Source organism: Microbacterium sp. AC215 (assembly GCF_979258645.1).
This window is the reverse complement of sequence record NZ_OZ409869.1, coordinates 2253640-2269684: the sequence shown is the minus strand read 5'-3', so window position 1 is coordinate 2269684 and position 16045 is coordinate 2253640. Positions and strand designations below refer to the sequence as shown.

The 16045-nt window shown below is 68.8% G+C and carries 14 protein-coding genes; 7 read left to right on the top strand and 7 right to left on the bottom strand.

Translation table 11 applies throughout. The annotated features are described in order from the left end of the window. The first annotated feature begins 72 nt into the window (after window positions 1–72). The 5 genes from ACZZZF_RS10980 to ACZZZF_RS10960 all read left to right on the top strand — a co-directional run bounded on the left by ACZZZF_RS10980 (window position 73) and on the right by ACZZZF_RS10960 (window position 4041). The gene (locus ACZZZF_RS10980; protein WP_056275836.1) at window positions 73–1626 is read left to right on the top strand and encodes a Na+/H+ antiporter subunit D; all 1554 of its coding nucleotides are present in this window, start codon (window positions 73–75) and stop codon (window positions 1624–1626) included. Beyond that, window positions 1623–2210: a Na+/H+ antiporter subunit E gene (locus ACZZZF_RS10975; RefSeq protein WP_056275839.1), complete on the top strand. Its 588-nt coding sequence runs from the start codon at window positions 1623–1625 to the stop codon at window positions 2208–2210. The genes ACZZZF_RS10980 and ACZZZF_RS10975 overlap by 4 nt, the downstream gene beginning before the upstream one ends. Continuing rightward, window positions 2207–2476: an MrpF/PhaF family protein gene (locus ACZZZF_RS10970; RefSeq protein ID WP_053098313.1), complete on the top strand. Its 270-nt coding sequence runs from the start codon at window positions 2207–2209 to the stop codon at window positions 2474–2476. Before ACZZZF_RS10975 ends, ACZZZF_RS10970 begins: the two co-directional genes overlap by 4 nt. Next, a complete protein-coding gene (gene mnhG / locus ACZZZF_RS10965) occupies window positions 2473–2862 on the top strand; it encodes a monovalent cation/H(+) antiporter subunit G (RefSeq protein WP_053098314.1) in 390 nt (129 codons plus the stop codon). Before ACZZZF_RS10970 ends, mnhG begins: the two co-directional genes overlap by 4 nt. Before the next feature lie 261 nt (window positions 2863–3123). Continuing rightward, on the top strand, window positions 3124–4041 hold the full coding sequence (locus tag ACZZZF_RS10960) for a hypothetical protein (protein WP_463498324.1): 918 nt from the start codon (window positions 3124–3126) through the stop codon (window positions 4039–4041). A 63-nt stretch (window positions 4042–4104) separates the two neighbouring features. Here the strand turns inward: ACZZZF_RS10960 and ACZZZF_RS10955 are convergent, their stop codons facing one another. After that, on the bottom strand, window positions 4105–4866 hold the full coding sequence (locus ACZZZF_RS10955; RefSeq protein WP_072590437.1) for an alpha/beta fold hydrolase: 762 nt from the start codon (window positions 4864–4866) through the stop codon (window positions 4105–4107). A 104-nt stretch (window positions 4867–4970) separates the two neighbouring features. Here ACZZZF_RS10955 and ACZZZF_RS10950 point away from each other — a divergent pair, with 104 nt between their 5' ends. After that, window positions 4971–6221 carry an MFS transporter gene (locus tag ACZZZF_RS10950; RefSeq protein ID WP_463498322.1) on the top strand — a complete coding sequence of 417 codons (1251 nt, stop codon included), beginning with the start codon at window positions 4971–4973 and terminating at the stop codon, window positions 6219–6221. A gap of 20 nt (window positions 6222–6241) precedes the next feature. Here the strand turns inward: ACZZZF_RS10950 and ACZZZF_RS10945 are convergent, their stop codons facing one another. The 6 genes from ACZZZF_RS10945 to ACZZZF_RS10920 form a co-directional block, all read right to left on the bottom strand. Next, the gene (locus tag ACZZZF_RS10945) at window positions 6242–8896 is read right to left on the bottom strand and encodes a penicillin acylase family protein (protein WP_463498321.1); all 2655 of its coding nucleotides are present in this window, start codon (window positions 8894–8896) and stop codon (window positions 6242–6244) included. 133 nt (window positions 8897–9029) lie between these two features. Beyond that, window positions 9030–10907 (bottom strand): YhgE/Pip family protein, encoded by a 1878-nt coding sequence (locus ACZZZF_RS10940; RefSeq protein WP_431738917.1) that lies wholly within the window; start codon window positions 10905–10907, stop codon window positions 9030–9032. Next, window positions 10904–11818: a hypothetical protein gene (locus ACZZZF_RS10935; RefSeq protein ID WP_463498319.1), complete on the bottom strand. Its 915-nt coding sequence runs from the start codon at window positions 11816–11818 to the stop codon at window positions 10904–10906. Before ACZZZF_RS10935 ends, ACZZZF_RS10940 begins: the two co-directional genes overlap by 4 nt. Then, window positions 11815–12438: a TetR/AcrR family transcriptional regulator gene (locus tag ACZZZF_RS10930; RefSeq protein ID WP_053098320.1), complete on the bottom strand. Its 624-nt coding sequence runs from the start codon at window positions 12436–12438 to the stop codon at window positions 11815–11817. The genes ACZZZF_RS10935 and ACZZZF_RS10930 overlap by 4 nt, the downstream gene beginning before the upstream one ends. Window positions 12439–12667: 229 nt before the next feature. Further along, entirely contained in the window at window positions 12668–14101 is a 1434-nt protein-coding gene (gene argG, locus ACZZZF_RS10925) for an argininosuccinate synthase (RefSeq protein ID WP_056275848.1), read from the bottom strand. A gap of 50 nt (window positions 14102–14151) precedes the next feature. Continuing rightward, a complete protein-coding gene (locus ACZZZF_RS10920; protein WP_187249111.1) occupies window positions 14152–14556 on the bottom strand; it encodes a winged helix-turn-helix transcriptional regulator in 405 nt (134 codons plus the stop codon). A 98-nt stretch (window positions 14557–14654) separates the two neighbouring features. Between ACZZZF_RS10920 and ACZZZF_RS10915 the strand changes: the two genes are divergently transcribed. Next, entirely contained in the window at window positions 14655–16037 is a 1383-nt protein-coding gene (locus ACZZZF_RS10915; RefSeq protein ID WP_463498318.1) for an MFS transporter, read from the top strand. The last annotated feature ends 8 nt before the right edge of the window (window positions 16038–16045 follow it).

Below are 16045 nucleotides of genomic sequence, written 5' to 3'. Positions count from 1 at the left end.
TCGAGATACGGCGGCTGACACGGCATCCGATGACAGCGCACCCGAGCACACCGACGATGGGGAGGACCGCCGATGAGCGCCCTCGTCCCCCTGCTCGTCGCCCTGCCGCTGCTCGGCGCCGCCGTGACCCTGATCTTCGGCCGCAATCCGCGCCTCCAGGCCTTCGTCACGGTGGCCACGCTCGCGATCGTCTCGGTCATCGCGGCCGTGCTGCTGGTCGTCGTCGATGCGGGTGAGCCGCTCGCGGTCTCGGTCGGCGGGTGGCCGGTGCCCTTCGGCATCGTGCTCTACGTCGACAGGCTCGCGGCGCTCCTCGTGCTCATCTCGAGCATCGTGCTGCTCGCGGTCCTGCTCTTCTCGATCGGTCAGGGTGCCGCGGACGGCACCGACGAGACCCCGATCTCGATCTTCAACCCGTCGTACCTGATCCTCGCGGCCGGCATCTTCAACGCCTTCATCGCGGGCGACCTCTTCAACCTGTACGTCGGATTCGAGATCCTGCTCGTGGCGTCGTACGTGCTGATAACGCTCGGGAGCACCGAGTCCCGCATCCGCACGGGTGCCGTCTACATCGTCGTCTCGTTGGTCTCGTCGATCCTGTTCCTCGCTTCGATCGCGATGATCTACGGTGCCCTCGGCACCGTGAACATGGCCCAGATCGCCGAGCGCATGACCGAGCTCCCGCAGGAGACGCAGCTCGTGCTGCACCTCATGCTGGTGATCGCCTTCGGCATCAAGGCCGCGATCTTCCCGGTGTCGTTCTGGCTGCCCGACTCGTACCCGACGGCACCGGCGCCCGTCACTGCGGTGTTCGCGGGATTGCTGACCAAGGTCGGCGTCTACGCGCTGATCCGCACCGAGACGCAGCTGTTCGCCGAGAACAGCATCGACACGGTGCTGCTGATCATCGCGTTGGCGACCATGATCGTGGGCGTGCTCGGCGCTGTCGCACAGGCCGAGCTCAAACGAATCCTGTCGTTCACGCTGGTGAGCCACGTCGGCTACATGATCTTCGGCCTCGCGATAGCGACCCCCGCGGCGATCGGCGCGACGGTCTACTACATCGTCCACCACATCATCGTGCAGACGACGCTGTTCCTCGCGGTCGGTCTCATCGAGCGCAGGGCGGGAAGCACGTCCATCCTGCGCGTGAAGGGACTGCTCAAGGTCGCGCCCGTGATCGCGGTGCTCTACTTCATCCCCGCGATCAACCTCGGCGGACTGCCGCCGTTCTCCGGTTTCATCGGCAAGTTCGCGCTGTTCGAAGCGGCAGCATCCGTGGGAACGCCGCTGATGCTCGTGCTGATCTTCGGCGGCATCGTCACCTCGCTGCTCACGCTCTACGCGCTGATGCGAGCATGGAACCTCGCGTTCTGGCGCGAGGAGGACGACTCGACCGAGACCGAGGGGCGCATCTCGTACCTCGGCAACGCCCCGGCCGCGGATGAGCAGCAGGAGCGTCGCCGCATCCCCCGGATCATGACCATCGCGACCGCCGGGATGGTCGGGGTCACGATCGCGCTCACCGTGTTCGCGGGCCCGCTGTATGCCCTGTGCGACCGCATCGGTGCGGCGCTGCTCGACCCCGTCACCCTCGTGCAGCTGGAAGACGAGGTGGAAGGATGAGCCCCACCGAGACCGGCCGCCACTTCTGGCGGGACATCCGCGTGCAGCTGCCGTTCCTGGCATGGCTCGTCGTGCTCTGGATGCTGCTGTGGGGGCAGTTCACGGTGCTGGCGTTCGTCTCGGGCCTGGTCATCGCGGTGTTCGTCACCCGTGTCTTCCGGCTGCCCACCGTCGAGCTCTCGGGACGCATCAACATCTGGTTCGCCGCGTTGCTCATCGTGCAGTTCCTCTTCGCCGTGCTCCGCGGCGCCGTCGCGGTCACCGTGCAGGTGTTCGACTTCCGGCATCAGCCCGGCGCCGCGATCATCGCCGTTCCTCTGCGCTACGCCGACGACCTGATGATGACGCACGTGTCCGTGGTGTCGTCGCTGGTTCCCGGGTCGCTCGTCGTCGAGGCCGATCGCGACCGGCAGGTGCTGTATCTGCACGTGATCGGGGTGCGCAGCATGGCCGATGTCGAGAAGCAGCGCGAAGGCGTGCTGCGCTGGGAGCGACGGGTCGTGCGTGCGCTCGGAGCCCCGGCGCAGTACCGTGCCCTCAAGGCCGACGAACGTGCGGCGCGCGCCGGCGGAGGTGCCCGATGAATGTGCTGATGCTCGCGATCATGGTCGTCTTCGGCGTCGCCGCCATCCTGACGATCATCCGCATCGTGCGGGGGCCCTCGATCCTCGACCGGGCGGTGGCCTCCGACGTGCTGCTCACCGAGGTCATGTGCGTGCTCGGTGCCGAGATGGCCATCAACGGCCACACCCGCAACATCCCGGTGATGCTGATCATCGCCGCGGTCGGCGTCTTCGGCTCGATCTCGGTCGCCCGGTTCGTGGCCAGAAGGGACAACACGACACCATGAACGTGTTCGGTCTCGCCATTCCCGACGTGGTCATCGACGTCGCGGTGCTCGTGCTGATCCTGCTCGGCGCGATCCTCTGCCTGTCGGCGGCGGTCGGGCTGCTGCGATTCCGCGACGTGCCGTCGCGGCTGCACGCCGCGACCAAACCGCAGGTGCTCGGCCTCATCCTCATCTGCCTCGCGATCGCCCTGTCTCAGCGCACGGTAGGGGGAATCCTGTTCGGGCTCGCGCTCGTCGCCCCGGTCGTGCTCATGCAGTTCGCCACCGCGCCGCTGTCCGCGCACATCGTCGGGCGGCAGGCGTATCGCAACGGCACCACCGACGAGCGCAGCCTGGTCGTGGACGAGCTCGCCGAGTCGAAGCAGACCCCGCCGGCCGCCGGCTGATCGCACGCCCGCAGCTGCGCTGAGACGGACGCCACGCACGTCTTACGCCGGTGCGGGGCCGCTTGCGGTTCACAATTCAGCATGAGCCTGTGCCGGTGGGGCCAAAGGGGCTTCAGGGCTGCTCGATACGAGATCCATGCTGAGTAGTGAACGACACCGGTCATTGCTTCTTCTCCTACACGGAACCCTGTTCCGTGCAGGTCATCCACTGTTGCTTGGACGACGCACATCGACACCGTCCCTTGTCTGCACACTTCTGCGATGGGGAATAAGCAGAAGACGGTCGTTCAGCGCGCGAAAGACACCTATTCGCGCACGGTCTTCAGTCGATCGGATCTGGTGCACCGAGGGCTTACGGGGCGTCTCATCGCCGAGTCGGTGGCCCGAGGAGAACTCCAGCACGTGCGCCGCGATCGATATGCGCTGCCGTCGACGCACCGGGACATCGTCGAGGCTGTCCGCATCGGCGGGCGGGTCTCATGCTTGTCTCTCCTCGCCCTTCTCGGTGTCTTCGTGTTCCGTTGCCGAGAGCTCCATGTGCTCGTGACTCCGGGTTCGTCTCGTCTACGTGTGGCGAGGGACGGAAAGGTCGTGCTCCATTGGAAGGCGCTGACCAGCGTTCGCGAGAGCCTTCATGCGGCTCCGTTGATCGATGCCGTCGCGCACTCCGTGCTCTGCCAGGCTCCGCGCGAGGCGCTTGCCACCTTGGACAGTGTGCTTCATCACGGACTCCTGACCCGCGACGATCTGGTCACGATGTTCGCTGCTCTACCCGCCCGATTCCGCCCGCTGCTCGCACTGGTCGACCCGTCGGCGGGCTCGGGCTCAGAGACATTCATGCGGTTGCTGCTCCGGACGATGGGCGTCGCCTATGAGACCCAGGTGTACCTCGAAGGCGTCGGGTACGTCGACTTCGTGGTGGACGGCTGGTTGATCATCGAGTGCGACAGCAAGGAGTTCCACGAGGGGTGGGAGAAGCAGATGCAGGATCGCGAGCGCGATATCGCCGCGGCCCGACTCGGCTTCGTGACCGTCCGGCCCCTTGCGAAAGACATTTTCGGTGACCAGGCGTCTGTGAGGCAGGCTCTCGAGCAGGTCATCGCTGCACTCGGACCGAGGTTCGTAGACGCACGTCGTTCACAATTCAGCAGGAATCGCCGCGGAGCGGCGGTCGAGTAGCGGAATCACGGGGCTCACATGCGTTCATGCTGAGTTGTGAACGGAAAAGTGCGGGGCGGCAGGTCAGAGGCCGTCGGCGAAGCTCTGGATCAGCCGCGCGGCCGGCTCGGAGTCGCTGATCAACGTGCCGTGGCCGTGATCCGGGATGACCTGCAGATCGGCACCCGGGATCTCGTCGATGATCTCCTGGCACCAGGTCATCGGAGCGAGCGGGTCGTCTTCTCCGCGCAGCACCAGCACAGGCTGATCGATGCGCGCGAACGCCTTCTCCGGCTCGTGCACGATGGTCGCCCGGATCTTGCGGATGAGGTGGGGGCCGCCGCGCAGATATTCGCGGGCACCTCGCCAGATCACGAGCGGGCGCTCGCCGACCAGGTCCGTGAGGAGATAGCTCGCCTGCGCTGCGACGTTCCGTGCGGCCTTGTTGACGGTCGGACCGGCGAGCACGACGCCCTCGACGAGGGAGGGATGCCGGGCGGCGAGCTCCGCGGCGATCTGACTGCCCATCGAGTGCCCGATGACGACGACGGGGCCCTCGTCGGCATGACGGAGGTACGCGGCGACGAGGTCGGCGTGACGCTCCATGGTGAAGGTGCGAGCGGGCTCGGGTGCTTCGCCGAAACCGGGCAGGTCGAGTGCGATCACCCGGCCTTTCAGTCGCTGCACGACGTCGAGGTAGACGCTGCGTCCCATGCCGATGCCGTGCAGCAGGAGGAAGGTGTGCGGTCCTTCGCCGAAGGTCTCCGCGATCAGCGTCGCGCCCGCGTGCTCGAACTCGAGCAGCGTGACGGGGGTGCCCTTCGGGGCGAGATAGCTGGAGACCACACCTCAACGCTAACCGAGTGGGACCCCTGCGACGAACCGGGATCCACGCATGCCGTACGCCGGTGTGCGACGAGGGGCGAGCCTGCGTCGTGCGAGGATGAAGGGTGTCTTCGCCGAACCCCGATCCCGATCAGATCGAGTCGGAGGGCGAGACATCAGGCTCGCCCAAGGGTGTCATCGCGCGCATCGCCGATGGTCTGAGCGATCCGGTGCTGCGCGCGCTCGTCGCCGCGACGGCCGTCTCACGCATCGGCCGCGGCGTCTTCCTCGCGGTCACCGTGCTGTTCTTCACGCAGATCATCGGCCTCTCGCCCGCGCACGCTGCGGTGGTGCTCGCCGTGTCGAGCGGATGCGGGGTGGTCGGGTCGCTCCTCGGCGGCTGGCTCGCCGACCGGTGGAGCGCCCGACGCCTCGCCTTCGGCTTCGAGATGGCGGGTGGCGTGCTGCTCGCCGCATACGCGTTCGTCGGGGACTTCGTGTCGGCGCTCGTCCTCGCCAGCCTCTCGGGCTTCTTCGACTCGCTGGGGTATTCCGCTCGTTCCGCGATCATCGCCCGGGGCTTCGCGCCGGACCGGCGGGTGCACGCGCGTGCGGTGCTGCGCACGGTCACGAACCTCGCGATCGCGGCAGGCTCCGGATTCGGCGCGATCGCTCTGGCTCTCGGCACACCCGAGGCCTACCGCGTCGTCATCGCCTGCGCGGGCGCCGTCTGCGCGCTCGGCTCGCTCTCCCTCAGGGACTGGAACCGCCGCTCACCGTGGCGGGACCCGAGGTACCTGCTGCTGAGCGCGCTCTCGGCGATCTTCGGCATGCAGTTCGGAGTCGCGGAACTCGGGGTGCCGCTGTGGATCAGCGAGTACACAAACGCCCCGGATGCCACGTTCGCAGTGCTCCTGATCGTCAACACCGCCCTGGTCGTCCTGTTCCAGGTGCGTGCCTCCCGTGGCACGCACGACCTGCGGATCGCCGGCAGGGTGACGATGATCGCCGGCTGGCTGATGGTCTCCGCCTGCCTGATCTACGCGCTCGCCGCGGGGCTTCCGGCATGGGCGGCGATCGTCACCCTCATCGTCGGCATGATCGCGCACACGTTCGCCGAGATCCTGTCGCAGGCCGGAGCCTGGGGTCTCAGCTTCGAGCTCGCCGATCCTGTGCGAGCGGGCGCCTATCAGGGCGTGTTCGGCATGGGCTTCTCGCTCGGAGCCCTGGCGTCGCCGATCGTCGTGAACGCCACCGCGATCACCTTCGGCTTCGTGGGCTGGGTGATCCTCGCCGCGATCTTCCTCGCCGCAGCGATCGGCATCTGGCTCATCGCACGCCGCGCCGCAGCATCCGCCACGCCTGCTCCCGCCTGAGTCCGTAGAGCCGCCCCGGGCTAACCGGCCGGCGCCAGCACCAGAGTGTGACGCGTCGCCGCATCGACCGCCGCGTCGGTGAATGCCCACGGCCGCTGAATCCCCGCCGCCCAGTCGGACGTCTGATCGACGTAGTGCTCGTCGAACGCGTGTCCGGATGCGCCGGTGAGGTGGATCCAGGTCGAGGCGTCGAGATCGGAGAGGTCGACGACCATCCGCATCGACGGCACGGTGGTCGTGGCGTACGACGTGCCGAGCTCCCAGCCGGTGGCGTTGACCACGGACGCGCCGCCGCTGACGGCGTAGGGGCCGCGGTTGAAGAGGGCTTCGATCGGGGCGATGCCGGAGGACCCGAGGGTGTCGCTCGTGAGGGTGATCGCGTGCAGGTCGCCCCACCTCCATGCGGTGACGACGTCGCCCTGAACCGCGGAGAGCTCGTCGTACGCTTCCTCGGCCGACAGAGCGAGCATCTCGTCCATGCCCGCGACATCGATGCTCGGGTTGGTCCAGAGCGGGTCGGATGGGTCATCGAGAAGGTCCGCGACGACGGTGAAGAGTCGACCCTGGCCGTCGATCGGCAGGGGCTGGTCGCGTTCGGCGAACAGGTTCTGCACGAGGTTCGACCAGAGGACGTTCGCGTAGGCGGCCGCGGCCGACCCTGCGTCGTTCTGTGCGTCCCACGAGCGCAGCAGCGCCACGGCATCTGCAGTCCCCGCACCCGTCACCTCCACATCCTCCATCTCCGTTGCGAGTCGCTTGCCGATCCACATCTCGCTGTCCATCTGGATCTCCCGCATGTCCTGGGCGGTGAGCGGTGCGGCGGCGGCGCGTCGCTCGATCAGGTGCGCGATGCGATCGGCCCTGTAGCCGTAGTCCCAGTCCCGTGAGAGGAAGTAGGGGTAGTCGTCGGTGACGATCGCGTTGTTCGCGGTCACGATGTACCCGGATGCCGGGTTGTATGACACCGGCAGTTCGTCGAACGGGATGAATCCGGTCCAGTCGTAGCTGCTGTCCCAGCCGGGCTGCGGCATCCATCCGTCGCCGGCCCCGCGCACGGGGAGGCGTCCGGGGGTCTGATAGCCGATGTTGCCTTCGACGTCCGCATAGATGAGGTTCTGTGCCGGCACATCGAACAGCGCGGCCGCCGCGCGGAACTCCTCGAAGTCCTGGGCGGTCGACAGAGCGAAGATCGCGGTCGCGGCCGTGCCGGGGTCGAGCGCCGTCCAGCGCAGGCTGACCGCGTACTCGGCTCCCTCCGGCGCGGTGCCGGTGGGCGCCGGACCTGCGGCGCCGCCGGCGGCGAGGCCCGGCTCAGGGTCGTCGGCGATCGCGGTGAAGTCGTCGGTGAGACCCGAGATGATCGGTCCGTGCACGGTCGACCGGATCGTGAGATCGATGTCGTCGCCCCCGGCCACGGCGATCGTCTCGGTGGTCTCGTCGATCGGCACCAGTGCGCCGTCGCGCCAGTACTGGTCGCCCTCGATCCGCTCGACGTAGAGGTCGGTGACGTCGGTGGTCAGGTTGGTGAAGCCCCAGGCGACCTGCTGGTTGTGGCCGATCACGATGCCGGGGAGACCCGAGAACGAGAAACCGCCCATGTCGAACGGGCAGTCGTCGGTGACCTCGCTGCACCGGAGCTGCACCTGATACCAGACCGAGGGGAGTGATGCGCCCAGGTGCGGGTCGTTGGCGAGCAGCGGCATGCCCGTGTCGGTGAGGTCCCCGGACACGACCCACGAGTTCGATCCGATGCCCTCGCCGACATCGCCGACGAGCAGGCTCGCCGCCTCGATCACGTCCGATGCCTCCTGCCACTCGATCGTCGTCGCCGCCTGCTGCATCTCGCCGTCGTTCCCATCGGTCGTGAACGCGGCGGGCTCGGCACCGGCCTCGGTGATCGGGGCGGTCGAGATCTCGGGGACGATGACGGGGTGATCCTCGAACGGATACGGCGGGTACAGCTCGTCGAGCGTCGCGGTGATCCCGGCGGCGTCGGAGGTCTCCGCCAGCTGTGCGGCCAGGAGCGAGCGCTCGACCTCGTCTTCGACATTGCCGCGGAGATCCCAGGCCATCGCCTTGAGCCACGCCACCGAATCGGCCGCTTCCCAGGGCTCCGGCGCGTACTCCGGGTTCTGTATTCCGAGAACGGCATATTCGAGCGACAGCTCGGCGCCCGAGCGGGAGGAGAGGTAGGCGTTGACGCCGTCGGCGTAGGCCTCGTAGTAGCCGCGGGTGACGTCGTCCATGGCCTCGACCTCGGCTTCGGCGACCTTGCGCCAGCCGAGCGTGCGGAGGAAGGCATCGGTCCCGGCCTGCGATTCGCCGAACATCTCGGCCACGCGTCCCGCCGTGACGTGCCGGCGGAAGTCCATCTCGAAGAAACGGTCCTGCGCGTGCACGAAGCCCTGGGCGTAGAAGAGATCGTGCGATGAGTCGGCGGTGATGGTCGGGATGCCGCTGGCGTCGCGCTGCACCGTGACCTCGGCCTGCAGCCCGTCGAGCGACAGGGTGCCGTCGGTCTGCGGGAACGAGCGCTGGATGGTCCAGGTCACGAAGAAGGCGCCGGCGACGGCGACCACCACGATCGCAGCGACGACGAGGAACACGATGCGGCCGATGCGAGCACCCAGGGAAGGGCGCGACGGGTCGACGATCTCGGTCGAATGGGTTGTCATCTTCGAGAACTCTTTCGGGTGGCATGGCGGAACTCAGTCCCAGAGAGTCCCAGAGCGCGTCTCAACAGACGCTTCCGGAATACTACCCATAAAGCATTCGCGGGCGGGGGTGTTCTCGCCCCCGCCCGCGGCGTCAGCCGATCAGGCTCGGCTGCAGGTCGCGCAGCGTGCGCCGGTGCGTCATGCGCGTCACTCCGATGGCGGCGAGCAGCAGCGCGCCGACCAGCCAGATGCCCAGTACCACCAGATCCCATCCCGCCCGGCCGAGGTTGCCGCCGTACATCAGTTGCCGCATGGCATCGACGACGTAGCCGAGCGGCAGCACGTGGTGGAGCGCGGCCAGCGGGGCGGGGAGGGTCTGCCAGGGGAAGGTGCCGCCCGCGGTGACGAGCTGCAGAACCATGAGCACGAGTCCCAGGAACTGCCCCACGGAACCGAGCCAGACGTTGAGGGCGAGGATGATCGCCGCGAAGGTCGCCGACGCGAAGATCATCACGCCCAAGGTGCCGATGGGGTTGTTGAACGTGAAGCCCAGGGTGATCGCCAGGATGCCCATGAGCCCCAGCATCTGCACCGCGCCGAGCATCGCCGGGGTGAGCCACCCGGCGAGCGTCACTCGGATCGGAGAGTGCAGCGCCGTGACCGCGCGGCGGGAGATCGGCTTCACGATGAGGAACAGGGCGTAGATGCCGATCCAGGCCGACAGTGCGGCGAAGAACGGTGCGAGACCGGCGCCGTAGTCCTCGGCGGAGGCGACCTTGTCGCTCGAGACCTTGACCGGGTCGGCGATCGTGTCGGCCTGCAGCGTGCGGAGCTCCGGCGTCGAGACGGGGATCTGCTGCACACCGTCCGAGAGCCCGTCGCGCAACTCGGCCGTGCCTGACGCGAGGGTGCCGAGCCCATCGCGCAGTTGGGCCGCGCCGTCGTTCGCGGCCGCCGCACCGGTGGCGACGGTCTGCGCGCCGCTGGCCAGGGTCTGCGCGCCGCCGGCGAGCTGCGAGGCGCCGGATGCCACCGAGTCCGCTCCTGCGGCGAGCTGGTCGACCTTGTCGACCGCGTTCTGCACGGTCGAGTTGCCCTCCTGGAGTCGTGTCGCGAGGGGATCGAGTGTCGTGAGGACCCGATCGATCTGCTCCGGCGTCAGGCCCTGATCCGTGAGCACGGTGGCGATGTCCTCGCGCGCCTGGGGCAGAGCATCCGTCGCCTGCTGCACAGCCGATCCGGCCCGGTCCGCGACGTCGGCCAGCTGCCGGTTGCCGTCACTGACCTGCTGAGCCCCCGACGCCAGCGTCGCCGCACCACCGGCGAGCTCGGACGCGCCGCCCGCGAGCTGCGACGTGCCCGCAGCGAGCTGAGAGGTTCCGTCTGCGAGCGTCGCACTGCCGGTGGCGGCGGTGTCGGCGCCGTCGGCGAGCTGGGTCGCTCCGTCGACCGCGGTCACGAGGTTGTCGCGCACCTCGCTGAGGCCGGTGAGCAGGCGCTCTGCGGCCTCGCTGCCCACCATCTCGGCGACCGAGCTGCGGATCTTCTCCACCGCCTGCGTGCCCATCGACGACGCGAGGTAGTTGTTCGCGTCGTTGGTCTCGAGCTCGATGCGCGCCTGGTGGGGGTCGTCACCCGCGGCCGAGGTCAACGCCGACGAGAAGTCGGCGGGGATCGTGACGGTGAAGTCCACCGTTCCCTCCCGCAATGCGTCGGCGGCCTCGTCTGCCGACATCCGCTGCCAGTCGAAGGCGTTGCCGTCGATGAGGTTGTCGGCGACGTCCTCGCCGTAGTTCACGGTCTCGCCGGTGGCGGCATCCGTTCCCGTGGTGGGCTCGGGGGCTCCGCTGTCATCGACGACCAGCGCGACGGGGACCTCCGGGAACTTCGCGTACGGGTCCTGGTTGGCCCAGAGGTACAGGCCGCCGTAGAGGATGGGCACGCAGACCAGTGCGATCAGGGCGATCACGCCCATCCTGCTCGCGGTGAGGCGCCGCAGCTCGGCGGCGATCATGGCGGGAACCTTCATCGCTCGCCTCCGTTCTCTGTCGTGTTCGGCTCGGGTTCTGCGGGTGGGTCTTCGTCGTCGGCCGGGGGAGAGCCGAGAGCATCCGCGTGCTCGGCGTCGGCATGCGGTGTCGCGGGGCGCTCGTCCGGGTCTTCCGCCTCGGGCTCTGGCTCGGGATCCGGTTCGGGCGCCGGTTCGGGCTCAGGGTCGGGCTCGGGATCCGGTTCGGGCACCGGCTCGGGCTCGGCCTCGGAGTCTGGCTCGGGCTCGGGATCAGAGCCGCCGGGCAGGTCGAGGACGAGCGGCTCGACCGGTCCGGACGCGTTGATCGCCTCGAGCTCGTGCATGCGCTCGAGGGCGACCGCGGCGGATCCGCCGATGACGACGAGCATCGCGTACCCGCGGTCGGCGAACTCCGACGCGATCCGCCACCAGCCGTCCGGGCTGCCGCCGTGACGGTCGGGCGAGACGAGCACGATTCCTTCGGTGCCCGTGCGGAGGATCGCGAGTTCGCAGAGGATGCGCACCCGTGCGGCGGGATCGACGTTGCCGATCGCCACGCCGGCGAGCTCGCCGAAGCCGAGTTGATTCAGCCAGCGCCGTGCGTGCAGAGGGGTGGCGCCGACGCCGGCGAACATGAGCTCTTCGCCGACGACGCCCGCGAGGGTGATGTCGGCGTGGGGATCGCTCACGTCGGGCGCGTCGACGAGCGCGATCGTGCGGCGCAGCGCGCGGTTGTCCGCGTCGCCGTCGATCGTCACGCGCCCGGTGTCCGGCCGCATCCGACCGCTGGCGATGAGGCCCAGCACCGTCGGGCGCTGCTCGGTCTCGGCGAGTGCGAAGCGCACCGCTCCGCTGTGGAACTCGAGGCTCGTCGTCGGCAGCGCCTGACCACCGCGTCCCTTGCTCACGTCGTGCAGGGCGACCCTCATGCGCTGACCTCCTGTGATTCGACGATGTCCGGGTGCGCGCTCAACAGCTCGTCGGCCTCGCGCCACGAGAGTCCGGCGATGCTGAGCAGAGTGCGAACAGCGAGATCGGCTGCCCCGGTGCTCGATGCGTCGGTGCGCGAGACGACCGTGCGGGCGACCTCTTCGATGAGGCGGGCGAGGGTGGGGGCAGAGAGGTCTGTGCGGAAGCTGCCGTCTTCCTGCCCGCGACGCGCGAGGGCGGCGACGGTGCGGCGCAGCGGGGCCAGGGCGTCTGCGGTGTGCTGCACGTGGGCTTCGTCGAGGGCGAGCGCGGCTGCGACCTGGACGTGCGCGGCCTCCTGCCAGAGTCGTGCGGCGAGGCGGGCCAGCGCGATGCGTGAGTCGGCGTCGGTGACGGATTCGGCGATCGCGTTGAAGCGCTGCGCTCCGACCGAGATCAGCTCGCGGATCAGAGCCTCTCGGTCGTCGAAGTGGCCGTAGAGGGTGCGGCGCGACAGGCCGGCGCTGCGGGCGATGACGTCGATGGACGCCCGCGGGTCGGTGGCGAGGGTCGCGCGGGCCGCATCGAGGATTCCGGCGCGGTTCTCGACGGAGTCGCGGCGGGGAGCACGGGTTGTCATGCCCCTATTCTACGTATTGTGCACAGTCGTGTGCAAGATAACTCGGGGGACTCACAGGGTCTGAACGGTGGGCCGTTCGCAACTCAGCACGGATGGGCGCTTAAAGCCGCAATCAGCACCATGCGGACCCGAATCCCGGCGCTCATGCTGAATCGTGAACGGCGAGCGGCGGGCACAGACAGAAAAGGGGGCGGATGCCGCAGCATCCGCCCCCCAGAAGAGTCGCGCGTCAGTCGGTGCCGGAGTCGAAGGCAGCGCCCTCGGATGCGGTGTCGACCGCGTCGGCGAAGTTCTCGTCGACCTCTTCGACGGAACCCGTGATCTCGCCGGACTCGCCGGCGGTGACGCGACCGACGAGCTCGCCCGTCGCGCCGCCCACGAGGCCGAGGCCCGCGTACTGCTCGAGGCGTGCGCGCGAGTCGGCGATGTCGAGGTTGCGCATGGTGAGCTGGCCGATGCGGTCGACCGGGCCGAAGGCGGCGTCGCCGACGCGCTCCATCGAGAGCTTCTCGGGGCCGTAGGACAGGTTCGGCGAGGTGGTGTCGAGGATCGTCCAGTCGTCACCGCGGCGCAGGCGGATCGTCACGGTGCCCGAGATCGTGAGGCCGACCCAGCGCTGGATGGACTCGCGCAGCATGAGCGACTGCGGCTCGAGCCAGCGGCCCTCGTACATCAGTCGACCGAGGCGGCGACCCTGCTCGTGGTAGGTCGCGAGGGTGTCCTCGTTCAGGATGCCGTTGACGAGGCGCTCGTAGGCGATGAAGAGCAGCGCCATGGCCGGGGCCTCGTAGATGCCGCGCGACTTCGCCTCGATGATGCGGTTCTCGATCTGGTCGCTCATGCCGAGGCCGTGGCGTCCGCCGATCGTGTTGGCCTCCTGCACCAGGGCCACCGGGTCGGTGTACTCGACGCCGTTGAGTGCGACGGGGCGGCCGGCCTCGAACGTGACGGAGACGTCCTCGGTCTCGATCGCGACCGAGGGGTCCCAGAACTTCACGCCCATGATGGGGTCGACGGTCTCGAGCGAGACGTCGAGGTGCTCGAGCGTCTTCGCCTCATGCGTGGCGCCCCAGATGTTGGCGTCGGTCGAGTACGCCTTCTCGACCGAGTCGCGGTAGGGGAAGTCGTGGGCGACGAGCCACTCGCTCATCTCCTTGCGGCCGCCGAGCTCGGTGACGAAGTCGGCATCCAGCCACGGCTTGTACACGCGCAGACGCGGGTTGGCGAGCAGGCCGTAGCGGTAGAACCGCTCGATGTCGTTGCCCTTGTAGGTCGAGCCGTCGCCCCAGATGTCGACGCCGTCCTCCTTCATGGCGCGCACCAGCAGCGTGCCGGTGACGGCGCGGCCGAGGGGAGTGGTGTTGAAGTAGGTGCGGCCGCCGGAGCGGATGTGGAAGGCGCCGCAGGCGAGCGCCACCAGACCCTCTTCGACCAGCGCGGTCTTGCAGTCGACCAGGCGCGAGGCCTCGGCGCCGTACTCGAGGGCGCGGCCGGGGATCGACTCGATGTCGTCTTCGTCGTACTGACCGAGATCACCGGTGTACGTGTAAGGGACGGCGCCCTTGTCGCGCATCCACGCGACGGCGACGGAGGTGTCGAGTCCTCCGGAGAAGGCGATGCCGACGCGCTCGCCGACGGGAAGTGACTGGAGGACCTTGGACATGCTTCCCAGTCTATCGGCGGCGTGTCGGCTGTTTCGGACGGCGTCGGCCGTCAGCGGGCGACGCCGGCGTCGAGTGCCTCGGGCTCGGAGTCGAGCCGCACCAACTCGCGTCGCTGATGCGCGGCGTAGCCGGCACCCCAGCTCGTGAGCGCCTCGACGAGCGGCATCGATCCGCGCCCGAGGTCGCTGAGGCGGTATTCGACCTTGGGAGGCACCTGCCGGTAGACCGTGCGGAGGATCAGGCCGTCATCCTCCAGCTCGCGCAGCTGACGGGTGAGCACGCGGGCTGTGGGCTCGTCGAGAAGCCGGCTGAGCTCGCCGAACCGCAGGACCTCATGCTCACCGAGGAGGCTGAGGATGCTGGGCTTCCAGGCCCCGCCGAGGACGGCGATCGAGATCTCCGCGTCGCACGCGTCGCCCCACTCCCGGACGATCCGCTCGGTCTTCTCCCTCATCGGCTCCGCTTCCTGGTCGTCATGGTATCCATTCGGTCACTATCTACCCCGAATGACAGTACTTGTCCGAAGTGTACTCAGACCGGGAGACTGATGCGGTGACCTTCCCGACTCCCACGGCATCCGCTCGACCGCGCACGACCCTGCATCCGTGGCTCGCCATGATCCCGCTGCTTCTCGGCATCCTGATCGGGGCTCTCGCGATCAGCAGCATGTCGACCGCGCTGCCCGCGATCCGCGGCGATCTCGTCCTGTCCGACAGCGGCGCGCTGTGGCTCGTCGACGTGTACGCGCTGTCGCTGGCGGCGACCCTGATCATCGCGGCCAGGATCGGAGACGCGTTCGGTCGCAAGCGGATCGTGCTCGCGGGTCTCGCCGGCTTCGCGGTGCTCAACCTCGTCGGCGGATTCGCTCAGGACGGGATGCTGCTCATCGTCGTCCGGGCGCTCCTCGGCGTCGCCGAGGCGTTCGTTGTGGCGGGCGTCGTCGCGACGATCGGGGCGCACTATCACGCACGGCAGCGCGTGCTCGCCTACGGGCTGTGGACCGCGACGTTCGGTGCCGGCAGCGCGCTCGGACCCGTGCTCGGCGGGCTGGTGACCGAGGGGCCGGGGTGGCGCTGGCTGCTGCTCGGAAGCGTGCCGCTCGCCGTCGTCGCCGGGGTGCTCGCGATCTGGCTCGTGCCGGATTCGCGCAGCTCCCGTCGCCCGTCGTGGGACATCCTCAGCATCGTGACGTCGATCGTCGCTCTCGGGTCTCTCGTCTTCGCCCTGCACGAGGTGCTCGCCGCTCCCGTCGCCGCCGGCATCGCAGGTGTCGTCGCCGTCGTGACGCTCGTCTTCTTCATCCGCCGCCAGCGTGCCCTCGCCGAACCTCTCATCGACATGCGGCTGTTCGCCGTGCCCGGCTTCAGCCCTGCGATCGTGCGCATCCTGGCGAGCAGCGGGGTGTCGACGGCATCCGTGCTCCTGGTGAGCCTCCACCTGCAGGATGCGCGGGGCTTCAGCGCGGCCGAAGCCGGTATCGCGATCCTCCCGCAGGCGGTGGCGATCGCCCTCGGCGGGGTGCTCGCACCCCTGTTCCTGCGGTGGCTGACTTCGCCGACGCTCACCGTGCTCGCCCTGGTGGTGCAGGGGACGGGACTCGCGTGGCTGTCGACGGGCGTCGAGCTGGTCGTGATCCCTCTGGTGCTCGTCGGCGCGGGGTTCGGAGTCGCGGCGACGCTCGCCGCCACCACGCTCTTCGACGTCACGACGGAGGACGACGCCGGTCAGGTGGGGGCGATCCAGGAGGTCGGGTTCGCCCTCGGCGGCGGTCTCGGCATCGCGGTGCTCGGCACGATCGCGTCGATCGTCGGCTCTCGCGGCTTCCTCGTCGCCCTGCTGGTCGCGACCGTCGCGGTCGTCGCCGCCGCGCTCCTGCCGCTGTGGAGACGCTCGCCGGTGAGCACTGCCGAGAACCCGGCCATCGATGCCCGCTGAAGGGAGGA